General features: G+C 46.5%; 18 protein-coding genes. 10 read left to right on the top strand and 8 right to left on the bottom strand.

The window, feature by feature from the left end; all coding sequences use genetic code 11:
* Positions 1-9 precede the first annotated feature (9 nt).
* From KCV26_02540 to KCV26_02555, 4 genes are all read right to left on the bottom strand, one after another.
* Entirely contained in the window at positions 10-951 is a 942-nt protein-coding gene (locus tag KCV26_02540) for a hydrogen peroxide-inducible genes activator (protein ID WZX37287.1), read from the bottom strand.
* On the bottom strand, positions 948-1,925 hold the full coding sequence (locus KCV26_02545) for a dihydroorotate dehydrogenase-like protein (protein WZX37288.1): 978 nt from the start codon (positions 1,923-1,925) through the stop codon (positions 948-950). The genes KCV26_02540 and KCV26_02545 overlap by 4 nt, the downstream gene beginning before the upstream one ends.
* Positions 1,926-1,999: 74 nt before the next feature.
* Entirely contained in the window at positions 2,000-2,662 is a 663-nt protein-coding gene (locus tag KCV26_02550; protein WZX37289.1) for a YggS family pyridoxal phosphate-dependent enzyme, read from the bottom strand.
* Positions 2,659-3,111 carry a DUF4494 domain-containing protein gene (locus tag KCV26_02555; protein WZX37290.1) on the bottom strand — a complete coding sequence of 151 codons (453 nt, stop codon included), beginning with the start codon at positions 3,109-3,111 and terminating at the stop codon, positions 2,659-2,661. Before KCV26_02555 ends, KCV26_02550 begins: the two co-directional genes overlap by 4 nt.
* Before the next feature lie 169 nt (positions 3,112-3,280).
* Between KCV26_02555 and KCV26_02560 the strand changes: the two genes are divergently transcribed.
* Positions 3,281-3,958, top strand: a complete 678-nt coding sequence (locus tag KCV26_02560) for a DUF554 domain-containing protein (protein ID WZX37291.1) — start codon at positions 3,281-3,283, stop codon at positions 3,956-3,958.
* A gap of 1 nt (position 3,959) precedes the next feature.
* Positions 3,960-5,381 (top strand): amino acid permease, encoded by a 1,422-nt coding sequence (locus tag KCV26_02565; protein WZX37292.1) that lies wholly within the window; start codon positions 3,960-3,962, stop codon positions 5,379-5,381.
* On the opposite strand, the gene KCV26_02570 is transcribed toward KCV26_02565, so the two are convergent.
* The gene (locus KCV26_02570) at positions 5,382-7,766 is read right to left on the bottom strand and encodes a TonB-dependent receptor (protein WZX37293.1); all 2,385 of its coding nucleotides are present in this window, start codon (positions 7,764-7,766) and stop codon (positions 5,382-5,384) included.
* A 215-nt stretch (positions 7,767-7,981) separates the two neighbouring features.
* On the opposite strand from KCV26_02570, the gene KCV26_02575 reads away from it, so the two are divergent.
* From KCV26_02575 to KCV26_02595, 5 genes are all read left to right on the top strand, one after another.
* Positions 7,982-8,446, top strand: a complete 465-nt coding sequence (locus tag KCV26_02575) for a radical SAM-associated putative lipoprotein (protein WZX37294.1) — start codon at positions 7,982-7,984, stop codon at positions 8,444-8,446.
* Positions 8,443-9,567 (top strand): TIGR04133 family radical SAM/SPASM protein, encoded by a 1,125-nt coding sequence (locus KCV26_02580; GenBank protein ID WZX37295.1) that lies wholly within the window; start codon positions 8,443-8,445, stop codon positions 9,565-9,567. The genes KCV26_02575 and KCV26_02580 overlap by 4 nt, the downstream gene beginning before the upstream one ends.
* Positions 9,568-9,674: 107 nt before the next feature.
* On the top strand, positions 9,675-10,223 hold the full coding sequence (locus KCV26_02585) for an isochorismatase family protein (GenBank protein ID WZX37296.1): 549 nt from the start codon (positions 9,675-9,677) through the stop codon (positions 10,221-10,223).
* Positions 10,220-11,002, top strand: a complete 783-nt coding sequence (locus KCV26_02590) for an aminotransferase class I and II (protein WZX37297.1) — start codon at positions 10,220-10,222, stop codon at positions 11,000-11,002. Before KCV26_02585 ends, KCV26_02590 begins: the two co-directional genes overlap by 4 nt.
* Positions 10,989-11,372 (top strand): DUF3037 domain-containing protein, encoded by a 384-nt coding sequence (locus KCV26_02595; GenBank protein WZX37298.1) that lies wholly within the window; start codon positions 10,989-10,991, stop codon positions 11,370-11,372. The genes KCV26_02590 and KCV26_02595 overlap by 14 nt, the downstream gene beginning before the upstream one ends.
* 15 nt (positions 11,373-11,387) lie before the next feature.
* Here the strand turns inward: KCV26_02595 and KCV26_02600 are convergent, their stop codons facing one another.
* From KCV26_02600 to KCV26_02610, 3 genes are read right to left on the bottom strand one after another with little or no spacing between them, the layout of a single operon-like run.
* Positions 11,388-11,753: a DMT family protein gene (locus KCV26_02600; GenBank protein ID WZX37299.1), complete on the bottom strand. Its 366-nt coding sequence runs from the start codon at positions 11,751-11,753 to the stop codon at positions 11,388-11,390.
* A gap of 57 nt (positions 11,754-11,810) precedes the next feature.
* A complete protein-coding gene (locus KCV26_02605) occupies positions 11,811-12,932 on the bottom strand; it encodes a dipeptide epimerase (protein WZX37300.1) in 1,122 nt (373 codons plus the stop codon).
* Entirely contained in the window at positions 12,913-13,884 is a 972-nt protein-coding gene (locus KCV26_02610; protein ID WZX37301.1) for a C40 family peptidase, read from the bottom strand. Before KCV26_02610 ends, KCV26_02605 begins: the two co-directional genes overlap by 20 nt.
* A 180-nt stretch (positions 13,885-14,064) precedes the next feature.
* Here KCV26_02610 and KCV26_02615 point away from each other — a divergent pair, with 180 nt between their 5' ends.
* The 3 genes from KCV26_02615 to KCV26_02625 all read left to right on the top strand — a co-directional run bounded on the left by KCV26_02615 (position 14,065) and on the right by KCV26_02625 (position 17,782).
* Positions 14,065-14,826 carry a protein-L-isoaspartate(D-aspartate) O-methyltransferase gene (locus KCV26_02615; protein ID WZX37302.1) on the top strand — a complete coding sequence of 254 codons (762 nt, stop codon included), beginning with the start codon at positions 14,065-14,067 and terminating at the stop codon, positions 14,824-14,826.
* 41 nt (positions 14,827-14,867) lie between these two features.
* On the top strand, positions 14,868-16,937 hold the full coding sequence (locus tag KCV26_02620) for a TonB-dependent receptor (protein WZX37303.1): 2,070 nt from the start codon (positions 14,868-14,870) through the stop codon (positions 16,935-16,937).
* Between the two features lie 137 nt (positions 16,938-17,074).
* Positions 17,075-17,782, top strand: coding sequence for an ABC transporter ATP-binding protein (locus KCV26_02625; protein WZX37304.1), 708 nt, complete (start codon positions 17,075-17,077; stop codon positions 17,780-17,782).
* Position 17,783: the final 1 nt, after the last annotated feature.

Consider the following 17,783-nt stretch of genomic DNA (forward strand, 5'->3'; position numbering starts at 1 on the left):
ACGATATCTCTACAACGGAATCACATATTTTTTCAGTGCAGGATCTTTGAGTGAATTTGGAACGGCGCTTTTTACTTCATTCACAATGATGTGAATTAACCGCTCCCGTATAAATTCTTTCCGGGTAATAAGGCTGATTTCGCGTACGGGAGTAACGTTTTTAAACGGCCGCACATTTTTCTTTTGTTGTTCACTGAGATTATATGTCGCCATTTCGGGAATAACGGTCAACCCGTCGTTGTCATCCACTATTTTTATAAGCGTATCGATGCTACCTGCTTCAAAGGCAAAAATGGAATTCGACCTGCGTCTTTTTCTCATGCTGCAGAGGTGTAAAATCTGTGTCCGGAAACAATGAACTTCATCAAGCATCCAAAGCTTCCCGTTGTTTAAATCACTCTCGTCCAGCTCATTTTTAACGTAAAGCGAACGTTCTTTAGGGGAAACATAAGCAAAAAACCTTTCGTAATAGAGGGGCCTCTCGGTAACGGAGTCATCGTTGAGCGGAGTGGCCAGGATTCCACCGTCCAGCGAATCGTTTGCCAGGCCGCGAAGGATATTATCGGTTGTCAGCTCCCTGACGACTATGCTTATATCGGAATTTCCCTGCGTATGTTCGTCCATCAATTTCGGCAGCAGGTACGGCGAAACAGTCGGAATAATTCCCAGCCTGAATGTTCCTTTTATAATGCCCTTTTCTTCCTGGATAATCTCTTTAATCTGGTTTATCTGAGCGACCGAAACACGTGCCTGATCGATTATTTTTCTTCCTATCTCGGTAGGCTGAACCGGAAGCTGGGTACGGTCAAAAATTTTCACTCCCAACTCATCTTCCAGCTTTTGAATCATCATACTGAGGGTGGGTTGCGTAACAAATGAGGCTTCGGCCGCTTTGGAAAAATGGCGATAATTGTCAACTGCAATTATATACTCGAGTTGCTGGATGTTCATTGCTGATAATTTGAAAAGTACTTCATAAACTGAACGCGTTCGTACAGCGACGGGCTCGCAATATTGGCATAATTAAGTTTTCCTTTAAAATCGGATATACGCTCGTAATTATTCTGCTCCATCCATTCTTCCACACACGTGATCATGTTACCAATCACCTCCACCCCCTGCTCGTAAAGCACGCTGCAAAGCTGTACTCCCGATGCGCCAGCCAAAATTCCTTTAATGGTATCTTCCCAGGAGTGGACTCCGGTTGAACAAAGTATGTCTATCTCTTTAACGCGTCCCGAGACGATGGCAGTCCAGCGCAGTGTCTCGTGAAAATCGGCCGGGTTGCTGAAAACGGTTCCGGCTGTAATCTCCATTTTGTTGATATCAATATCAAGCTGATAAAACCGGTTAAAAAGCACAATTCCATCTGTACCCAATGCTTTCAGTTTACCGACCAGGCCGGGTAAATTACCCATATTCTTGGCCATTTTTACCACAACAGGGATTTTCACCGTTTTTTTCAATTGCTTCACGATGCTGATGTAGGAATCCTCCAAATAGGTATCCCCATATTCTCCGGCGTTGAGCAAAAACACATTCAACTCAATAGCGTCCGCCCCGGCAGCCTCAATACTTTTGGCGAAATCCGTCCATCGGGTCAGTTTATAACAGTTGATGCTAGCCACAACGGGGATAGTGCATTCTGCTTTAACCGAACGGATCAGGTCGAGGTATTTCTCCACGTGGTTCATCTGGATATACGCGTTGATATAGTCCGCTGCCTCGGGATAATCAGAGATTTGTGTCAGTTTTTCGGTGTGATTTTCTATTTGTTCTTCGAACAGGGATTTAAGCACCACCGCTCCAATTCCGGCTTTATCGAGCTCTTTTATTTTCGACAAGGAGTTTGTTAAACCGCTGCTGGCAGCAATAAACGGGTTCTTCAGCGTCAATCCGGCGAATGTTGTTTGTAAGTTTACCATGTTGAGTGAATGTTTTTTCAATTATCAAGCGAGACAAAAATAACTATTTTAATTGATAAAAGTGATTGTTTATATTACCTTTCCCCAAAAATCAACGTTCCCACCCGGATGATCGTAGCACCTTCTTCTATAGCAACGGGATAATCTCCCGACATTCCCATGGAAATCTCTTTAAAATGATCGTCGTCGGGGAAATAATCCGATTTGAACTCACCGAACAGCGATCGAATCAACCGGAATTCTTTTCTCACCTGCATCTGGTCGTCGGTATAGGTGGCCATACCCATTACACCGGCAAGTTGCACATGTGTACAATCACGCCACTTGCCCCGGGCAAGAAAACGGCGGCATTCATCGGGTGAAAAGCCTGATTTTGTCTCTTCATCGGCTACATGTAGCTGCAACAAACAAGGTATTTTCCGATGATTAGCTGCGGCCTGCTTCTCAATTTCAAGCATCAACCGTTCACTGTCTAAACTGTGGACAAGGTGAATAAATGGAGCGATAAACTTCACCTTGTTACGCTGCAGATTGCCTATAAAATGCCATTCGATATCCCCGGGGAGACCCGGTTGTTTTTCAACAAGCTCCTGCACACGGCTTTCACCGAAACTCCGCTGGCTACCGTTGTAGGCTTCCAAAATCTCTTCATTGGGATGGAACTTGGAAACGGCTACAATTTTAACACCCGCCGGAACCGATACCCGCAGTTTTTCGATATTGGATTCTATGTTCATTCCTCCGCTTTTGAGTTATCCCCTGCACTATATTTAAACACATCCATTATGGCTGTCTCGTTTACCGACGCAAAAGTGTAATCCACCATCGTCTTTTTCATTTCGGTTTCCACGATCTCCACCGCTTCTTTAAGCACTGAGGCCTGCACGAGCATATTGACTGCTGTTTTCTTTTCCGAACCGCTTTTCTCGTCAAGCGTGATGAAGTAAAGCTTTGCTTTGTAGTAACGGTCTCCCGTTTCGTTAAAAAAAGTATCGGAGAACCTCGCCCTTTTAATATCGGAAACGGTAAAATCGCCCGATATATAGGGTTTCATCTCTTCAAGAATCCTCGCTTCCGCTTCGGTGAACGACATCGCGTCCACCAGATAAGGTTCAGTTACCGTTTTTATCATACCCGTATCCAGGGTTTTATCGTATCGCACTTTGCATTCAAACCAGTTGTACATATTGTTTTTTAATTTTATATAGGATCACAAAGGTACAATTTTTTTTACAGTTTTGCTTTGAAACGATCGTTGTGGAAGTTTACGTACCTCGTTTTTTTAGTCGATAAAAAGTAACTATCGGGCCTTTGTCGCGAAAATTTGATATTTTTGCAATTTATTGGCTAACGAGATGATTGGGACCCTTGTAAATACAGCTGCCGTACTGGGTGGCGGAGTGATCGGGCTGCTGTTGAAAAAACGGATGCCGGAGCGTGTGACCACCATTTATTTTCAGGCGATAGGCCTCTTTACGCTGGCTATCGGCGTGTATATGGCTGTTGAGATGGAGAAGATTCTCATTGTGGTGAGCAGCCTTGCCATCGGCTCTCTTTTGGGAGAGTGGTGGAACCTGGAAAGGGGTGCTGAACAGATCAGTGACAACCTGAAGAAACGCTTTCGTATTGGAAGCGAAAAATTTTCGGAGGGGCTAGCCACTGCCTTTTTACTGTTTTGCGTGGGCTCCATGACCATCCTCGGTACTATACAGGAAGGCACTGGCGGTTCACCCGACCTGCTCTTTACGAAATCGTTGATGGATTTTTTCTCGGCTATCCTGCTGGCTTCGGCCTTTGGCCTGGGAGTAGTATTTTCGGCTTTGCCCCTGTTTATCTTTCAGGCTGCCCTCACTCTGCTCGCCGGATACGCCGGGAGCCTCTTCACCGACGAAATCATCCTCGGACTGACCAGCGTGGGGGGTATACTGTTGATCGGACTGGGTATCAACATTCTTGGGATAAAAAAACTCCGCATCATGAATATGCTGCCCTCGCTGGTTGTCGTCGTGCTGCTGATCTGGATTTTTGGATAACATGCAACAAAAAGAGGAGAAACTGGGATTATGGCTACTGGTTTTTGTGGCGCTGGGTTCCATGATAGGCTCCGGTATCTTTAATTCTCCGAAAGATCTTATCCGGGTGGCCAATCCGCAGGGCACCTTGGTTGCCTGGGTGATCGGAGGGCTTGGCGCACTTATGCTTGCACTGGTGTTCGTATATCTTGCCACGCGTAAGCCCGGATTAAAAAGCGGCATCTACGCCTATGCACGGGATGGATTCGGTGATTATATGGGATTCAACTCAGCCTGGGGCTATTGGTCAGTAGGCTGGCTGGGGAATGTGAGTTATCTGGCACTCTTTTTCAAGACGCTGAACGACCTGTTGGGAGAACGTGCACTTTCACCCTTCACCGCTTTTCTAATAGGGTCGGCACTGCTGTGGCTCTTCTATGCCATTCTGATGGCCGGCATCCGCGAGGGAGCCATCCTTAATTTTATTGTGACAACCGCTAAACTGATCCCTATTCTTCTGATTATATTCCTCGGTATATCCCTGGTAAAGAATGATCTTTTTCTAACCACAGACTGGCAAAGCAGGCTGGCATCCACAGGCGAACCCACCTCTCCCCTTCTACAGGTGAAGGAGGCCATGGCGGTTATCCTCTGGTGTTTTGTCGGTGTGGAAGCAGCTTCCGTCCTGTCAGCCAGGGCAAAAAGCCAGCAGGTCGTACGGCTGAGCATCATTCTCTCCCTGTTGATTGTCCTTGCTGTGTATATGCTGATTACCTTTATTGCCATGTCATCGGTCCCGGCCCGGGAGCTGGCCGACTCACAGACACCGCTGGCCCTGATACTGGAGCGAACAGTTATCGGGGTTGCAGGCGGCACGATCATTAAATTGGGGATCATGGTCTCCGTGCTGGGAGCCAGCCTCTCCTGGATACTGTTATCCGTTGAGACATTATACGCCGCGGCTAAGGACGGCGTGTTGCCCCAAACCTTCCGGAAGATAAACCGGAAAGGAACCCCCGTCAATGCTCTCCTGCTCACACAATGCTTCACTCAGCTTTTTCTCCTTTCCATCCTGTCGCCACAACTCAACGAAACCTACCTTGCCGCCATTACCATTGCCACCACCCTGGTGCTGATTCCCTACCTGCTCTCATCACTTTATGCCATGAAAGTTACCCTAAGCCGATGGAGGAAAGAGTCTCACCACCACCTGGTCATAGCACTACTCGGCACCCTCTATTCTCTCTATGTGATCTATACTGTGGGCCTAAAATACCTGTTCCTTTCCGTTCTCTTTTACGGTATCGGCTCACTGCTGTTTATTGCTGCAAAGCGAGAACAAAAACAACAGCCCAAACACTGGGAATGGGCTGTCATTATTCTTCTCCTGGCAGGATCAACAGGGATAATCGCAGGGATCCTGACCGACAGGATCCAACTTTGACTATCGGTTGATGGTGTACCGCAAGGTAGCTCCGAAACGGGTAGGATATCCCCGTTGCACAAACTGGTTCACCTTTCCGGTGGTCATGTCCGACGCTTCGAAAAGAAACGAATGGTAATCGGTATTGAACAGGTTCTTTGTCCAGAGTTCAAGCGAGAACGCACCCTTCTCCGCAGAAATGCTGCCGTTAACCAATCCGTAAAAAGGTTGATAAAGCTCTTCTCCACTACCGCCGTTCTGAGGGGTGGTTTTATTCGACTCTGTCCAGTAAATTTTCCCTGCTCCCGCGTACTGGATATTTCCTACCAGGCGATCGATCAGCGGACTGTTGGCAAAATCATGCACATAGCTGGCCCCTATGCTTAGCGTGTGACGCGGAGCAAAGGGAACATAATTTCCGGAGTAATCCACATCGGTGGTCTCACGACCCACTTGTTTCTCTGTCTGGTAGTTGACAAAACGCGCGTCGGCAAAGCCGTAATCGGCAAACAGGGAAAGATTCCTTACCGGTACATATTTCAGGCTCACTTCAAAGCCCTTGCTATCCGATTTTCCGGCATTGGTCACGATACGTCCTGCCGTCCCCTCATCTACCAGCTTGATGATCTGGATGTTGTTGACCCGGGAGTAGAAAAGGGCATAGGTGAACGAAAACTTCCTGTTGAACATCTCATACCGGCCACCCAACTCATACGTCCAGCTGGTCTCGGGATCGTAGGAAAGCTGCTCCTCCAGTGTCAGCCCGGGAGTGCCTGTACCTACGCCGGGCATCACCTTACCCATGATCGATTGGGTGAGGGCACCCTGTAATATCTTGGAGAAAGCCTGTTCATTATAACCGCCTGTCTTATAGCCTTTGGAGGCGGACAAATAAATCACGGCGGTGGAGGAAGGCTGGTATTTCAGTGCGAACTTGGGCAATATATTCCAGAAATCCTTGCTGTAGCTTCCCTGCATGACGATGTCACTCTCCACAAAAATGGGCGGCATTGCCGGAGGGGCACTTTTGGGCTTGATGTTGATATCTCCATTCACACTTTCCGTGGAAAAATCGATGCCGGTGTGCTCATAATCCAGCCTTAACCCTGCAGTGGCAGACAACCCTTCTAATCCGAAAAGCTCCGTAAGCGTGGACTGGTGGAAGAGCGCAGCACCCCGGGATGGTTTTGTATAAATACCGGGAAGATCAATCCTGTCGTTGGCGTATACAATTCTCAACGGAGCACCCGTCCGCTGCATAGCCGCATCCAGGTGTCCCTGCATGGCAGCCATTCCCTCCTCTTTGATGGCGACGGGCGTATCGATCACCCGGTGGTCATAGAACCCGAAGGCACCCACTACCCAGCGGTATTTCCGTTGTGTGCCGGACTTCACGGTAATCTCCTGGCTCAGGGAGTGTTGTTCCTGCATCTGACGAATGGAGAATACCGATTTGGGAGAGAAATCCTGATCCATCTTCATATCGTCTTTGAGGTATTGAAATCCTGTAGTAGAGTGTATACTGTAGCCGTTCCCGGTATAATCCAACGACAAACCGTTTGTAAACAAATGACGATTGTAGGAGGAGGGCTCGTTAAAGTTTGCTGCGGTGGAATCTTTATGCATATACGGGAAAGCACCTCCGGAAACATAGTCGTAATTTCCGAAGAGCAACGCTTTAAATGATGGAGTAATCTCCCAATCCAGCTTCACCCTTCCTCCGGCATTTTCAGAAGCATCTACTTTTTTACCGGTATGGCTATTCATGAAATACCCATCATCACGCTTGTAATAGGCACCCACGGAGATTCCGAAGTTATCCGTCAGCTTGCTGTAGTTTGATGCTTTTGCCGAAAACTGGCCGTAACTTCCACCGCCTATCGTCAGGTTAGTACCCTGAAAAGTGAGCGGCGACAGCGTGTAGAGATTCACTATTCCCCCAATGGCATTTCGTCCGCAGAGTGTTCCCTGGGCACCTCGGAGAACCTCTATGCGTTGAATATCTTGAAACTCAAAATCGAATGCCGAAGGATTAAAGCTAGGCACATTATCCACGTACATGCTTACCGTCTGCGCTCCCAATCTTGCTCCGATACCACGGATGTAGATGGGAGTAGAGACTTTGGAGCCGTAAGAAGGGATAAAGAAGTTGGGGATAAATGAGCTTAAGCCCGGCAACGATTCAATCTGAGTATCGCGCAACTGTTTCGGAGAAACCACAGATACGGCAGTGGGCATATTCTTCAACTCGTTGGTTTCCTTTACAGATGAGGTAACAACCACTTCGTTCAGGTAATACACTTTAAGCGTATCCTGTGGGTTATCGTCTTTTTCAGGCTCAATATTCCTGGAGTATGAAATAAAAATCTGGCTGACTGCCAATACAATCATTGCTAATCTTTTCATCGGACAAAAAATATACTGTTAAATTATCATGCAAAGTAACACGATAATCGAAAACGAAACAATCACCACAAATAGTGATTTTTTTCATCAATATGGAGAAAATCAGCCAAAATGTCTGTTTTTTTGAAAATTTCTCGATTTTTGGCGCAACGTTTTTGCGCTTTTTTCATCTATATATAAAATGAGCCCTATTTATCAAAACTAAAAATTGATATATGAAACGTATTGCCCTGAAAACCTATGCAAAGATACTGACTGCATTTTTCACTTTACTGGGAACAATAACCGGATGCGATTATTTTGAACCCCGATGCGAATACGGAACACCTTCCGCAGACTTCGTGTTTAAAGGAAAAGTGGTCGACAAATCATCTCAAAAACCGATAACAGATATCCGGATAATCCATAAGACAGGCTATGCACCGGCAAACGACACGGTAAAAACCAACGCCAATGGCGAATTTGAGTTGAAATTCAATGATTTTCCGGGAGGAAACCACTGGATTTATGCCGAAGATTTAGACGGAACAGAAAATGGTGGATTGTATGGCTCGGACTCCCTGACGGTTAACTCATCGCAAATGAAAAGAATCAAGAAAGGGGATGGAAGCTGGTATCAAGGTGCTTTTGAAAAGACCGATGCAAACTTCTCTTTACAAAAATCGGACAAGAAAGAATGAGACTCCGGAAGAACATGATCCTCTCGCTCTATCACGAGCATAAAAAGGCACAAGCCAAACTGCACAACCTCACTTATCTGTTTTGGGAATGCACGTTGCGTTGCAATTTCAATTGCGTGCATTGCGGAAGCGACTGTGCCAAAGAGAACATCGTTCCCGACATGCCCAAGGAAGATTTCCTGAAAATACTGTCGGATATTCGCCCACACGTAAATCCGCACAAAACAATGGTCGTCATTACCGGTGGGGAACCGCTAGTACGAAAGGATCTCGAGGAAACAGGCAGAGAGATGTACAACATGGGATATCCGTGGGGGTTCGTCACCAACGGATGGGGGTTATCACAGGAACGGCTCGATTCGCTCCTCCATGCGGGACTACGTTCCGTAACCGTAAGCCTGGACGGATACACCGAAGAGTCGCACGAGTGGTTTCGCGGCAAAAAAGGATCGTGGCTCAGGGCACTGAACGCCATTTCACGGGTAGCCGGAACGCCGGGATTGAAATACGACGTGGTGACGTGCGTAAATAAAAAGAACATCAACGATCTCCACAAGTTAAAGTCAATGCTTGTTTCGTTGGAAGTCAAACACTGGCGGCTGTTTACCGTTTTTCCGAAAGGAAGAGCCAAAGATAACCCGTTGTTGAAATTATCCCCCGAAGAGTTTGTGCAATTGATGGAGTTCATCCGCGACACCCGAAAAGAAGGGAAAATAATCGCCAGCTACGGATGCGAGGGATACCTGGCTGATTACGAGATGGAGGTGCGTGACGCACCCTTCTTTTGTCGGGCAGGTATTCACATTGCGTCGGTGTTGGCAAACGGGGACATCAGTGCGTGTCCCAGCCTCCGGGGCGATTATGTCCAGGGCAACATCTACAAAGACAATTTCTGGACGGTTTGGAACACCCGCTACCAGGTGATGCGCGACCGCCGATGGACCAAAACCGGAAAATGCGCCACCTGTAAATCCTATAAATTCTGTCAGGGGAACGGATTACACCTCCGGGATGAAAAAACGGGAGAGTTACTACACTGCCATCTGGAGATGATGGGGAAATTACAACCCGCCATAAAACAAAGGAGCATCTTCTCCAAAGCCGTGAGTTTCTTTACGTGATCGGGGGTGAACCCAAATGCTTTTTCTTTGTTATAGAGGTTGGAATCACGAAAGTATTAGCGATTTCGGCTCTTGATTCTTTTATCTAAAAAGTCTATAAAAAAACAATGAAAAAAGCATTATTGATCGTGGATGTCCAGAACGATTTTTGTCCCGGCGGCGCACTGGGCGTAAAAGAGGGAGACAAAGTGGTTTCCGTGATAAACAGCATTATCGATAAATTCGATTTTGTAATTTCATCACAAGACTGGCACCCCGAGGAATCCATTCATTTTGAGAAGTGGCCTCCGCACTGCATCGCCAATACGTACGGTGCCGACTTCCACCCTGCCTTGAACACGGAAAAAATCGGCCTGAAGCTCCAAAAAGGTACCGCCAATAAAGATGACGGCTATTCCGCTTTCGAAGCGACCAACGTTTCCTTTTCCGATTTTCTCCGCAAAAACAACATCACCAACCTGTATGTGTGTGGGTTAGCCACCGATTATTGTGTAAAGGCATCGGCTCTGGATGCGATAAATCACGGTATCCACACCTTTGTAATTACCGATGCCATAAAGCCGGTGAATGTGTATCCGGGAGACGATAAAAAAGCACTGGACGAAATGTACCGGAACGGATGCGTACTGGTAGAGTCTAACGCGTTGGAAGCATGAAAAAGGATCTTTCACTCCGCACCGTAACCGTAATGCGTTATATCCTGCCGTTGAGGGAGGGTGGTTCGTTGCCGGCGTTGGCGGAAGCTGATGACGATTTCAAGTATGTGTTGAAATTTCGCGGTGCGGGGCACGGCACCAAAATGTTGATTTCGGAGTTGCTGGGCGGACAAATTGCCGTCAAACTCGGATTAAATGTTCCCGAACTGGTGTTTGCCCGTCTCGATGTGGATTTCGGACGAACCGAAGGAGATGAAGAAATTCAGGATTTGTTAAAGGGAAGCGAAGGACTTAATCTCGGCCTGCATTATCTTTCAGGAGCGATTGCTTACGACCCATCTGTAAAAATAGATCCGTTGTTGGCGTCGAAAATTGTGTGGCTCGATGCATTTATTACCAATATCGACCGTACCTTTAATAACACCAACCTGTTGTTGTGGCATCGTGAATTATGGATCATCGATAACGGCGCGTCGTTCTATTTTCACCATTCCTGGAAAGATTTCGAGAAACACGCGCTCAACCCCTTTCCGCACATCAAAAATCACGTCTTGTTGCCGCAGGCTACAAAACTGGATGAAACGGACAGGTGGGCAAAGGAACATTTATCGGATCATTTTTTCCTCGAACTCACCCGGCTTATCCCTGACGAATGGTTGCAGTGGCGTGATACGAATGAGACTCCCGAAGAAATCCGCCACAGATACTACCTTTTTCTGAAAACACGATTGACGCATTCTCATCACTTTTTAAACGAAGCCCGACATGCAAGAGGTTAAGTTGTACGAATATGCCGTCATCCGCCTGGTGCCAAGAGTGGAGAGGGAAGAGTTTTTCAATATTGGGTTGATTCTTTTCTCGAAGAAGGAAAGGTATATCCGGCTGGAGTATTACCTCTGTACGAAGAAATTTGGATTGATGCACTCGGGTCTGGATTACGAGGAGGTTATCCACCACCTCGATGCATTTAAGCAAATCGCCGCAGGCAACAAAGATTGTGGCCCCATTGCGCTTTTGGATATCGCCGAGCGATTCCGCTGGCTGACCTCCGTTCGCAGTTCCGTATTACAGACATCGCGCCCGCATCCCGGAAAAACCGTTGACCTCGATAAAACTTTTGTGCGGCTCTTTGAAGAGTTGGTTAAATAAGTGCCAAAGTCCTCTTTACCCTCTAAAAATAAAATAAACTGCCAGGACCAGGAAAACAAATCCTACCAGGTGGTTCATCTTTAATGGGGTCTGAAAAGCAACGGAAGAGAAGACAACAAACACCACCAATGTGATAACCTCTTGAATAACTTTCAGCTGGACGAGAGAAAATGCCCCACCGTTTCCATCAAACCCGATCCGGTTTGCCGGCACCTGAAAACAGTACTCGAAAAAGGCGATCAGCCAGCTGAAAACAATTACACCAAAAAGCGGAAGTTTGCTTAACCACGAATTTTCGGCAAGCTTGAGGTGCCCGTACCAGGCAAAAATCATAAAAATATTGGAACACACCAAAAGCCCGATAGTGAGAAGATAATTCATAACCGTTGCATAAAAATCGGGCGCAAAAGTAATGAAAATCCAGGTTAAAACAGCCTCTTAACGGGTAAAATTTATTTTCTGATTGGGCACTACACCAATTCCCGACAGATCGTTCGCGATAATTTTGCCGTTCTGCAAACGGGCTCCGTCAAAACAATCGTTAGCAATCAGCAGGGCTCCGTCCAAATCGGCAAAATCCATTCCTGAACAAAGTTGAGATGCAGCAGAAATAGCACATGACGTTTCAGTCATACATCCCATCATCACTTTCATTCCCAATGCCTCGGCAACTCTACGCATCTTCCAGGCCTCGCGCATGCCAGTGCATTTCATCAACTTGATGTTAATACCCGAGAACACGCCCTTCAACCGCTCAACATCGGCTAACCGCTGAAGCGACTCGTCTGCAAAAACAGGCAGAGGGCTCTCTTCCGTCAATCGGGAAATATTGTCCAGATCCGACTTAGGCATTGGCTGCTCTATCATTACAACCCCTTGGTCCTTCATCCAGTGAATCATGTCGAGTGCCGCTTGACGGTCTTTCCAACCCTGGTTAGCGTCTACCGCCAGCGGCAGGCCGGTAACGGAACGGATGGCTTCAATCATGCGCTTGTCGTCCGGGCCGCCCACTTTTACCTTCAGGATGTTAAAGCGTCCCATTGCTTCGCGTGTTTTTTCACGCACCACATCATCGGTATCAATACCGATGGTAAAAGTAGTATCGGGAACATCCATTCTGTCCAGTCCATACCTCCTATACCACGTCACGCCGGCAATTTTCCCGGCTAAATCATGCAACGCTATGTCCACGGAAGCTTTGGCCGCCGTATTGTTAACCGAAATACCATCCACATATTCTAGAATCTCATCCAGACATAAGGGATCGGGGAAGGCAGACAGATCGACTTTCTTCAGGAATTCAATAACCGAAGCCTGCGTCTCTCCCAAGTACGGAGGTAGCGACGCCTCACCGTAACCCGTAAGCCCGTCGTATTCAAGTTTAGTGAGTACAACCGGCGTTGTTTTACGGGAGAAACCCGATATGGTAAACGTGTGGCGCAGTTCAAGGTCGTAAGGAGCCCAGAATAAATTCATTTTGGAAGAACTGTTTTTTTCGTTGTCATTGTCGCTGTCTGGATAAAATTCTGCCTGCCTAGATTCATGGTTTGTAAAAAGCATTGTCCGGAACTCCTTCGATACCGTCCGTGTTTACTTCACCGATAATTCTTCGGGCACACAGATAACGACCGGCATTATATTCATCGTAAAGCGGATCGGCAGGATCAAAACTGCCTATCTGAACATAATCCGACGCATGTATAAACCGTCGGTTCCCGATATAAATGGCTACGTGGACAACCCTTTCTTTCGGATTTTCCGCCGTCGCCTTCGTCCCGAAAAAGAGCAAATCACCCGGTTCCAGGTTTGAAAAATTGCCGTTATCATCCACCGGTTTTCCGGTCAACACCTGCTGCGAAGCATCCCGCTGAAGAATAACCCCGTGTAGGAAATAGACCAGTTTGGTCAACCCACTGCAATCTAATCCCTTGAATGAAGTGCCGCCCCAAACGTAAGGAATTCCCATAAATTGCCTAGCGACCCTCACTATGCTTTCCGGGGTAAGCTCCATATCCTGTAACCACTTCTTCAACTCCTTGGCATCGGACTGCCGTATATAGGCTTCACGCCCGTCGGGATACCCTACCCGATAAAAACGGCCTTTCTCTCCTTTCAGTACAAGCATATCCCCGATCACTAAATCGGATACCGTTTGCGATTTAACATCCGCTTTTTCGTAGGAAAATGCATACAACGCAATTACTACCACCTTTTCTTTTTTGTTGTATTCATGTAGCTCTGACTCAGTCATTGTTCTTACAGCATCAGAAACCCATCCGACGTATCCGTCCGGTGCCTGCACGCGTCGCCAACCGCCCTGTTTATCCAGGAGCCTGACTGGCATCCCCAGCAAAACTTCCGATACAGTCTCACTGCCATGGGAACTGCCGGAGTGCATTTTTTCTACCGAATTGTAGATCACTCCCCAACATTTTTCACCAACGGCATCATCGGGCACATGTTTTTCCCTGACCTGTTCTATAATGTGTTGCATACCGCTTTGCTGAGCCATAAAACATAATGTTGAAATATCTACAAAAGGAACAAAGAAATTACTTTTCCATCCTTTGCCGGATAAATTAACAGAGCGAATTTACAATTTTTATTTCAATTGAAGCATAATACCGGCAAAATTTAGTATAAAATACAGAAAATCACTATCTTTGATCTCAGAAGAAAAGGAGGAAAATACATGAAAACAAGGATAAAAAAAGACCTGTCCTTTATTTTAATTGGCTTTTGCTGTGCAGGATCAGTCGCTTGTGGGCAACCTCAAAAAAAACAAAGTGAAAAAACCGAAAATCGTGTAATGGACACATCTCAACACCCCAACAATGAAGCAAGAAAACTTGCCGAAGGACTTAAAAGAAAAGGCATTTCCGATAAGCGGGTTTTAGCTGCCATCGGTAATGTTCCCAGACACCTTTTCATTGATGAACGTTTAGCGGAATATGCCTATCTCGACCGTCCACTGCCTATCGAAAAAGGACAGACCATTTCCCAACCTTATACGGTAGCCTTTCAGACGGAACTGCTACAGCTGAAACCAGGCGAAAAGGTACTGGAGATTGGTACAGGAAGCGGATATCAGGCAGCCGTACTGTGTGAAATGGGTGCTGATGTTTACAGCATAGAGCGTTATCAGGAGTTACACCTTCAAGCGAAAGAAACACTCAATAAGCTGGGTTATTATCCCCGTTTATTCTTCGGTGATGGTTTCGAGGGGCTACCTCAACATGCACCTTTTGACAAAATATTGGTTACGGCAGCTCCTGAAAAAACCCCTGAAAAACTGTTGAATCAGCTCAAAATAGGTGGCTGGATGGTGGCACCCATAGGCGGCCGGCAAGGGCAAAGAATGACGGTTATAAAACGCATAAGCAACGATAAATTCAGGGAATCCGAACACGGCGATTTCATTTTTGTCCCCATGCAAAAAGGCACGGACGAATAAAATGCACTATCTTTATCGCTTCATTTCTAAAATTTTATAAAATGAACAGACAAAAACAATTTTCAGACCGGAAAACGTTTCGTTTTAAACGATTTGCCCGAAGATCGTACAGCGTTTTCAACAGTATTCACAAATCCGTCACCATCGGTGTACTTTCGGGTTGTGCATTATTAAGTGCCCACGCCGCATCGGTAAATCCTACGGAAAAGACAGGTATTCAGGCGAAACCGGACACCATTCCCGTAAAAGAACTGAATGAAGTGGTGGTTACCGCTTCAAAAGCCCCACTGCCACTGAATATGGCAGCCAAACTGGTAACCGTAATCACGAGCAAGGAGATTGAGCGGGCGCCCGTCAGAAGCACCGAAGACCTTCTCAATTACGTAGCAGGCGTAGATATCCTGCAACGCGGACCGCACGGCGTACAGGCGGACATATCCCTCCGGGGTGGCTCATTCGACCAGGCCGCCATTTTACTTAACGGTGTTAACCTTACCAATCCCCAGACCGGACATTACAGTTTCGACATTCCCATCAACCTTTCCGATATTGAGCGTATAGAAATTGTTCAAGGCCCATCATCGTTGATTTTCGGCGCCGGCGCATTTTCAGGTGGAGTAAACATCATTACAAAGAAAGACACCCACTCAAACGCTTTCTTCAAAACGGAAGGTGGAATGCACGGGCTTTTCGGCGCGGAAGCACGGGGGGCATACAAGACGGCCAATTCCGTACACCGTTTGTCGGCAGGCTACAAACACTCCGGCGGATATATCAAAAACAGCGACTATGACATCGTCAACCTACTGTGGCAAAGCCGGTACAACTTCGACAACTCCACAATCGACGTCCAGGCGGGAGTGAACGATAAAAAATACGGTGCCAACACGTTTTACACGGCCGCATACCCTCAACAATACGACGACACACGTGGAGTATTCGCATCGGTAAAAGGCGAAACGGGTGGAAAACTTAAATTTATTCCGCAGTTGTATTGGAGCAGACATTACGATGTGTATCATTTGTTCAGGCCCGGGACAACCGACATACCATCGTGGTACACAACACCCAACTACCACCGCAGCGATGTTTATGGCCTTAACTTGAACATGCAATATGCTTCGGATCTGGGTATAACAAGTTTCGGAGGCGAATTCCGCAACGAAGGCATCTTGAGCAGCAACCTGGGTCGTTTGATGCGTCAAAAATCCGGTAATTACGACAAATGGGATAACCGCTCGAACATCAGCTTTTTTGTCGAACACAACTTTGTTTTCGATAAACTCACACTCTCCGTAGGAGGGCTTTATAACTACAACACCGCCCTTGCCGACACACTTAAAGCCAATGGTTTTTATCCCGCAATAAACGTATCTTATCGTACAAACGATGCCGTGAGCCTTTACGCGTCTTGGAGCAAATCCACACGCATGCCTACCTTTACTGACTTATACTACAAGGCAGGAAAACACCGTGGTTTTGCTGGATTAACACCCGAATACTCACAATCCGTAGAAATTGGATGGCGGTACAAAAACAGAGCCTTAACTGCCAACCTGAATGTTTTTTACACCAAAGGGGATAATCTTATCGACTGGATACTTAACACTTCGGACGGATTTTACCATGCCCAAAACCTTGCCTCCCTCTCCACTTACGGAGCAGGTTGGGATGCCACTGTAAATATGCATCAATGGCTGGGCGAACAACAACCTCTGCAGTCCATACAAATAGGCTATCAATATATGTCGCAAAAAAGCGACGAGGCCCGCCAGAACAACCCCGTTTCGGCGTATGTGTTTAACTATTTGCGGCACAAATTTACCGTTGGCGTGCAACACCGGATTGTTAAAAATCTCTCGCTATCTTGGAACCTGCGTTGGCAGGACCGCGCCGGAAATTATTTAAAGTACATCACCGAGATAAAAGAAGAGCAGCCAACAGCCTACCAACCGTTCGGATTAGTGGATGTCAAAGCCAATTACGCTTTACACAACATAAACATTTTTGTTAATGCCAATAACATTTTCAACACCACGCATGTGGATTTTGGGAATATTCCGCAACCGGGATTCTGGCTGACGGGAGGCATGAGTTATACGTTAAGATAGTTAATTATTCATAATTTTTATAACTTTACTAGTATTATGTATTGCATAGTATTATTCAAAGCATTAATTTTGTTCCATTGATAGAATAGTTGTATCCGAATTCAATTAGAATACTTCAATTTAATTAGATTCTCTTCATGATTAAACTCAAAAAAATAAACAAATCGTACCACACCGAAGCCATTTCTCTGCATGCCCTTAAAGATATTGATCTGGAGATTGAGTCCGGTGAATACGTCTCAATTATGGGAGCCTCCGGTTCCGGGAAATCCACATTATTAAATTTAATGGGAATCCTGGACAGTTACGATTCGGGCGAATATCGCCTTAACGGTACCCTGATCAGAAACCTGACCGAGACACAAGCAGCCAAATACCGCAACGAGCTGATAGGATTCGTGTTTCAATCGTTCAACCTGATCAACTTCAAAAACGCATTGGAAAACGTGGCTCTCCCTCTCTACTACAAAAATGTCAGCCGGAAAAAGCGAAACATTATCGCAATGGAACACCTCGATAGGATGGGGTTAAAAAACTGGGCACACCACTTGCCCGGCGAATTATCGGGTGGGCAGAAACAACGGGTTGCCATTGCACGCGCTATGATATCGAATCCAAAAGTGATCCTTGCCGACGAACCTACTGGCGCTCTCGATAGCCAAACCACCGTTGAAGTAATGGATGTCCTTTCCGATTTAAACAGACAGGGCATCACCACCATCATTGTCACTCATGAACAGTCAGTCGCCGATGTCACCAATCGGATTATCCGGCTAAAAGACGGGGAAATTGAATCGGAAATTCGTAAAGACGGCGCGCACCGTTTTTACACTCTCAACTCGTAAC

The organism is Petrimonas sulfuriphila (genome assembly GCA_038561985.1).
In the GTDB taxonomy this organism is placed as follows: domain Bacteria; phylum Bacteroidota; class Bacteroidia; order Bacteroidales; family Dysgonomonadaceae; genus Petrimonas; species Petrimonas sulfuriphila.

Coding starts and splice junctions, on each gene's coding strand:
- KCV26_02540 (WZX37287.1), bottom strand. CDS start 951: ATGAACATCCAGCAACTCGAGTATATAATTGCAGTTGACAATTATCGC.
- KCV26_02545 (WZX37288.1), bottom strand. CDS start 1,925: ATGGTAAACTTACAAACAACATTCGCCGGATTGACGCTGAAGAACCCG.
- KCV26_02550 (WZX37289.1), bottom strand. CDS start 2,662: ATGAACATAGAATCCAATATCGAAAAACTGCGGGTATCGGTTCCGGCG.
- KCV26_02555 (WZX37290.1), bottom strand. CDS start 3,111: ATGTACAACTGGTTTGAATGCAAAGTGCGATACGATAAAACCCTGGAT.
- KCV26_02560 (WZX37291.1), top strand. CDS start 3,281: ATGATTGGGACCCTTGTAAATACAGCTGCCGTACTGGGTGGCGGAGTG.
- KCV26_02565 (WZX37292.1), top strand. CDS start 3,960: ATGCAACAAAAAGAGGAGAAACTGGGATTATGGCTACTGGTTTTTGTG.
- KCV26_02570 (WZX37293.1), bottom strand. CDS start 7,766: ATGAAAAGATTAGCAATGATTGTATTGGCAGTCAGCCAGATTTTTATT.
- KCV26_02575 (WZX37294.1), top strand. CDS start 7,982: ATGAAACGTATTGCCCTGAAAACCTATGCAAAGATACTGACTGCATTT.
- KCV26_02580 (WZX37295.1), top strand. CDS start 8,443: ATGAGACTCCGGAAGAACATGATCCTCTCGCTCTATCACGAGCATAAA.
- KCV26_02585 (WZX37296.1), top strand. CDS start 9,675: ATGAAAAAAGCATTATTGATCGTGGATGTCCAGAACGATTTTTGTCCC.
- KCV26_02590 (WZX37297.1), top strand. CDS start 10,220: ATGAAAAAGGATCTTTCACTCCGCACCGTAACCGTAATGCGTTATATC.
- KCV26_02595 (WZX37298.1), top strand. CDS start 10,989: ATGCAAGAGGTTAAGTTGTACGAATATGCCGTCATCCGCCTGGTGCCA.
- KCV26_02600 (WZX37299.1), bottom strand. CDS start 11,753: ATGAATTATCTTCTCACTATCGGGCTTTTGGTGTGTTCCAATATTTTT.
- KCV26_02605 (WZX37300.1), bottom strand. CDS start 12,932: ATGCTTTTTACAAACCATGAATCTAGGCAGGCAGAATTTTATCCAGAC.
- KCV26_02610 (WZX37301.1), bottom strand. CDS start 13,884: ATGGCTCAGCAAAGCGGTATGCAACACATTATAGAACAGGTCAGGGAA.
- KCV26_02615 (WZX37302.1), top strand. CDS start 14,065: ATGAAAACAAGGATAAAAAAAGACCTGTCCTTTATTTTAATTGGCTTT.
- KCV26_02620 (WZX37303.1), top strand. CDS start 14,868: ATGAACAGACAAAAACAATTTTCAGACCGGAAAACGTTTCGTTTTAAA.
- KCV26_02625 (WZX37304.1), top strand. CDS start 17,075: ATGATTAAACTCAAAAAAATAAACAAATCGTACCACACCGAAGCCATT.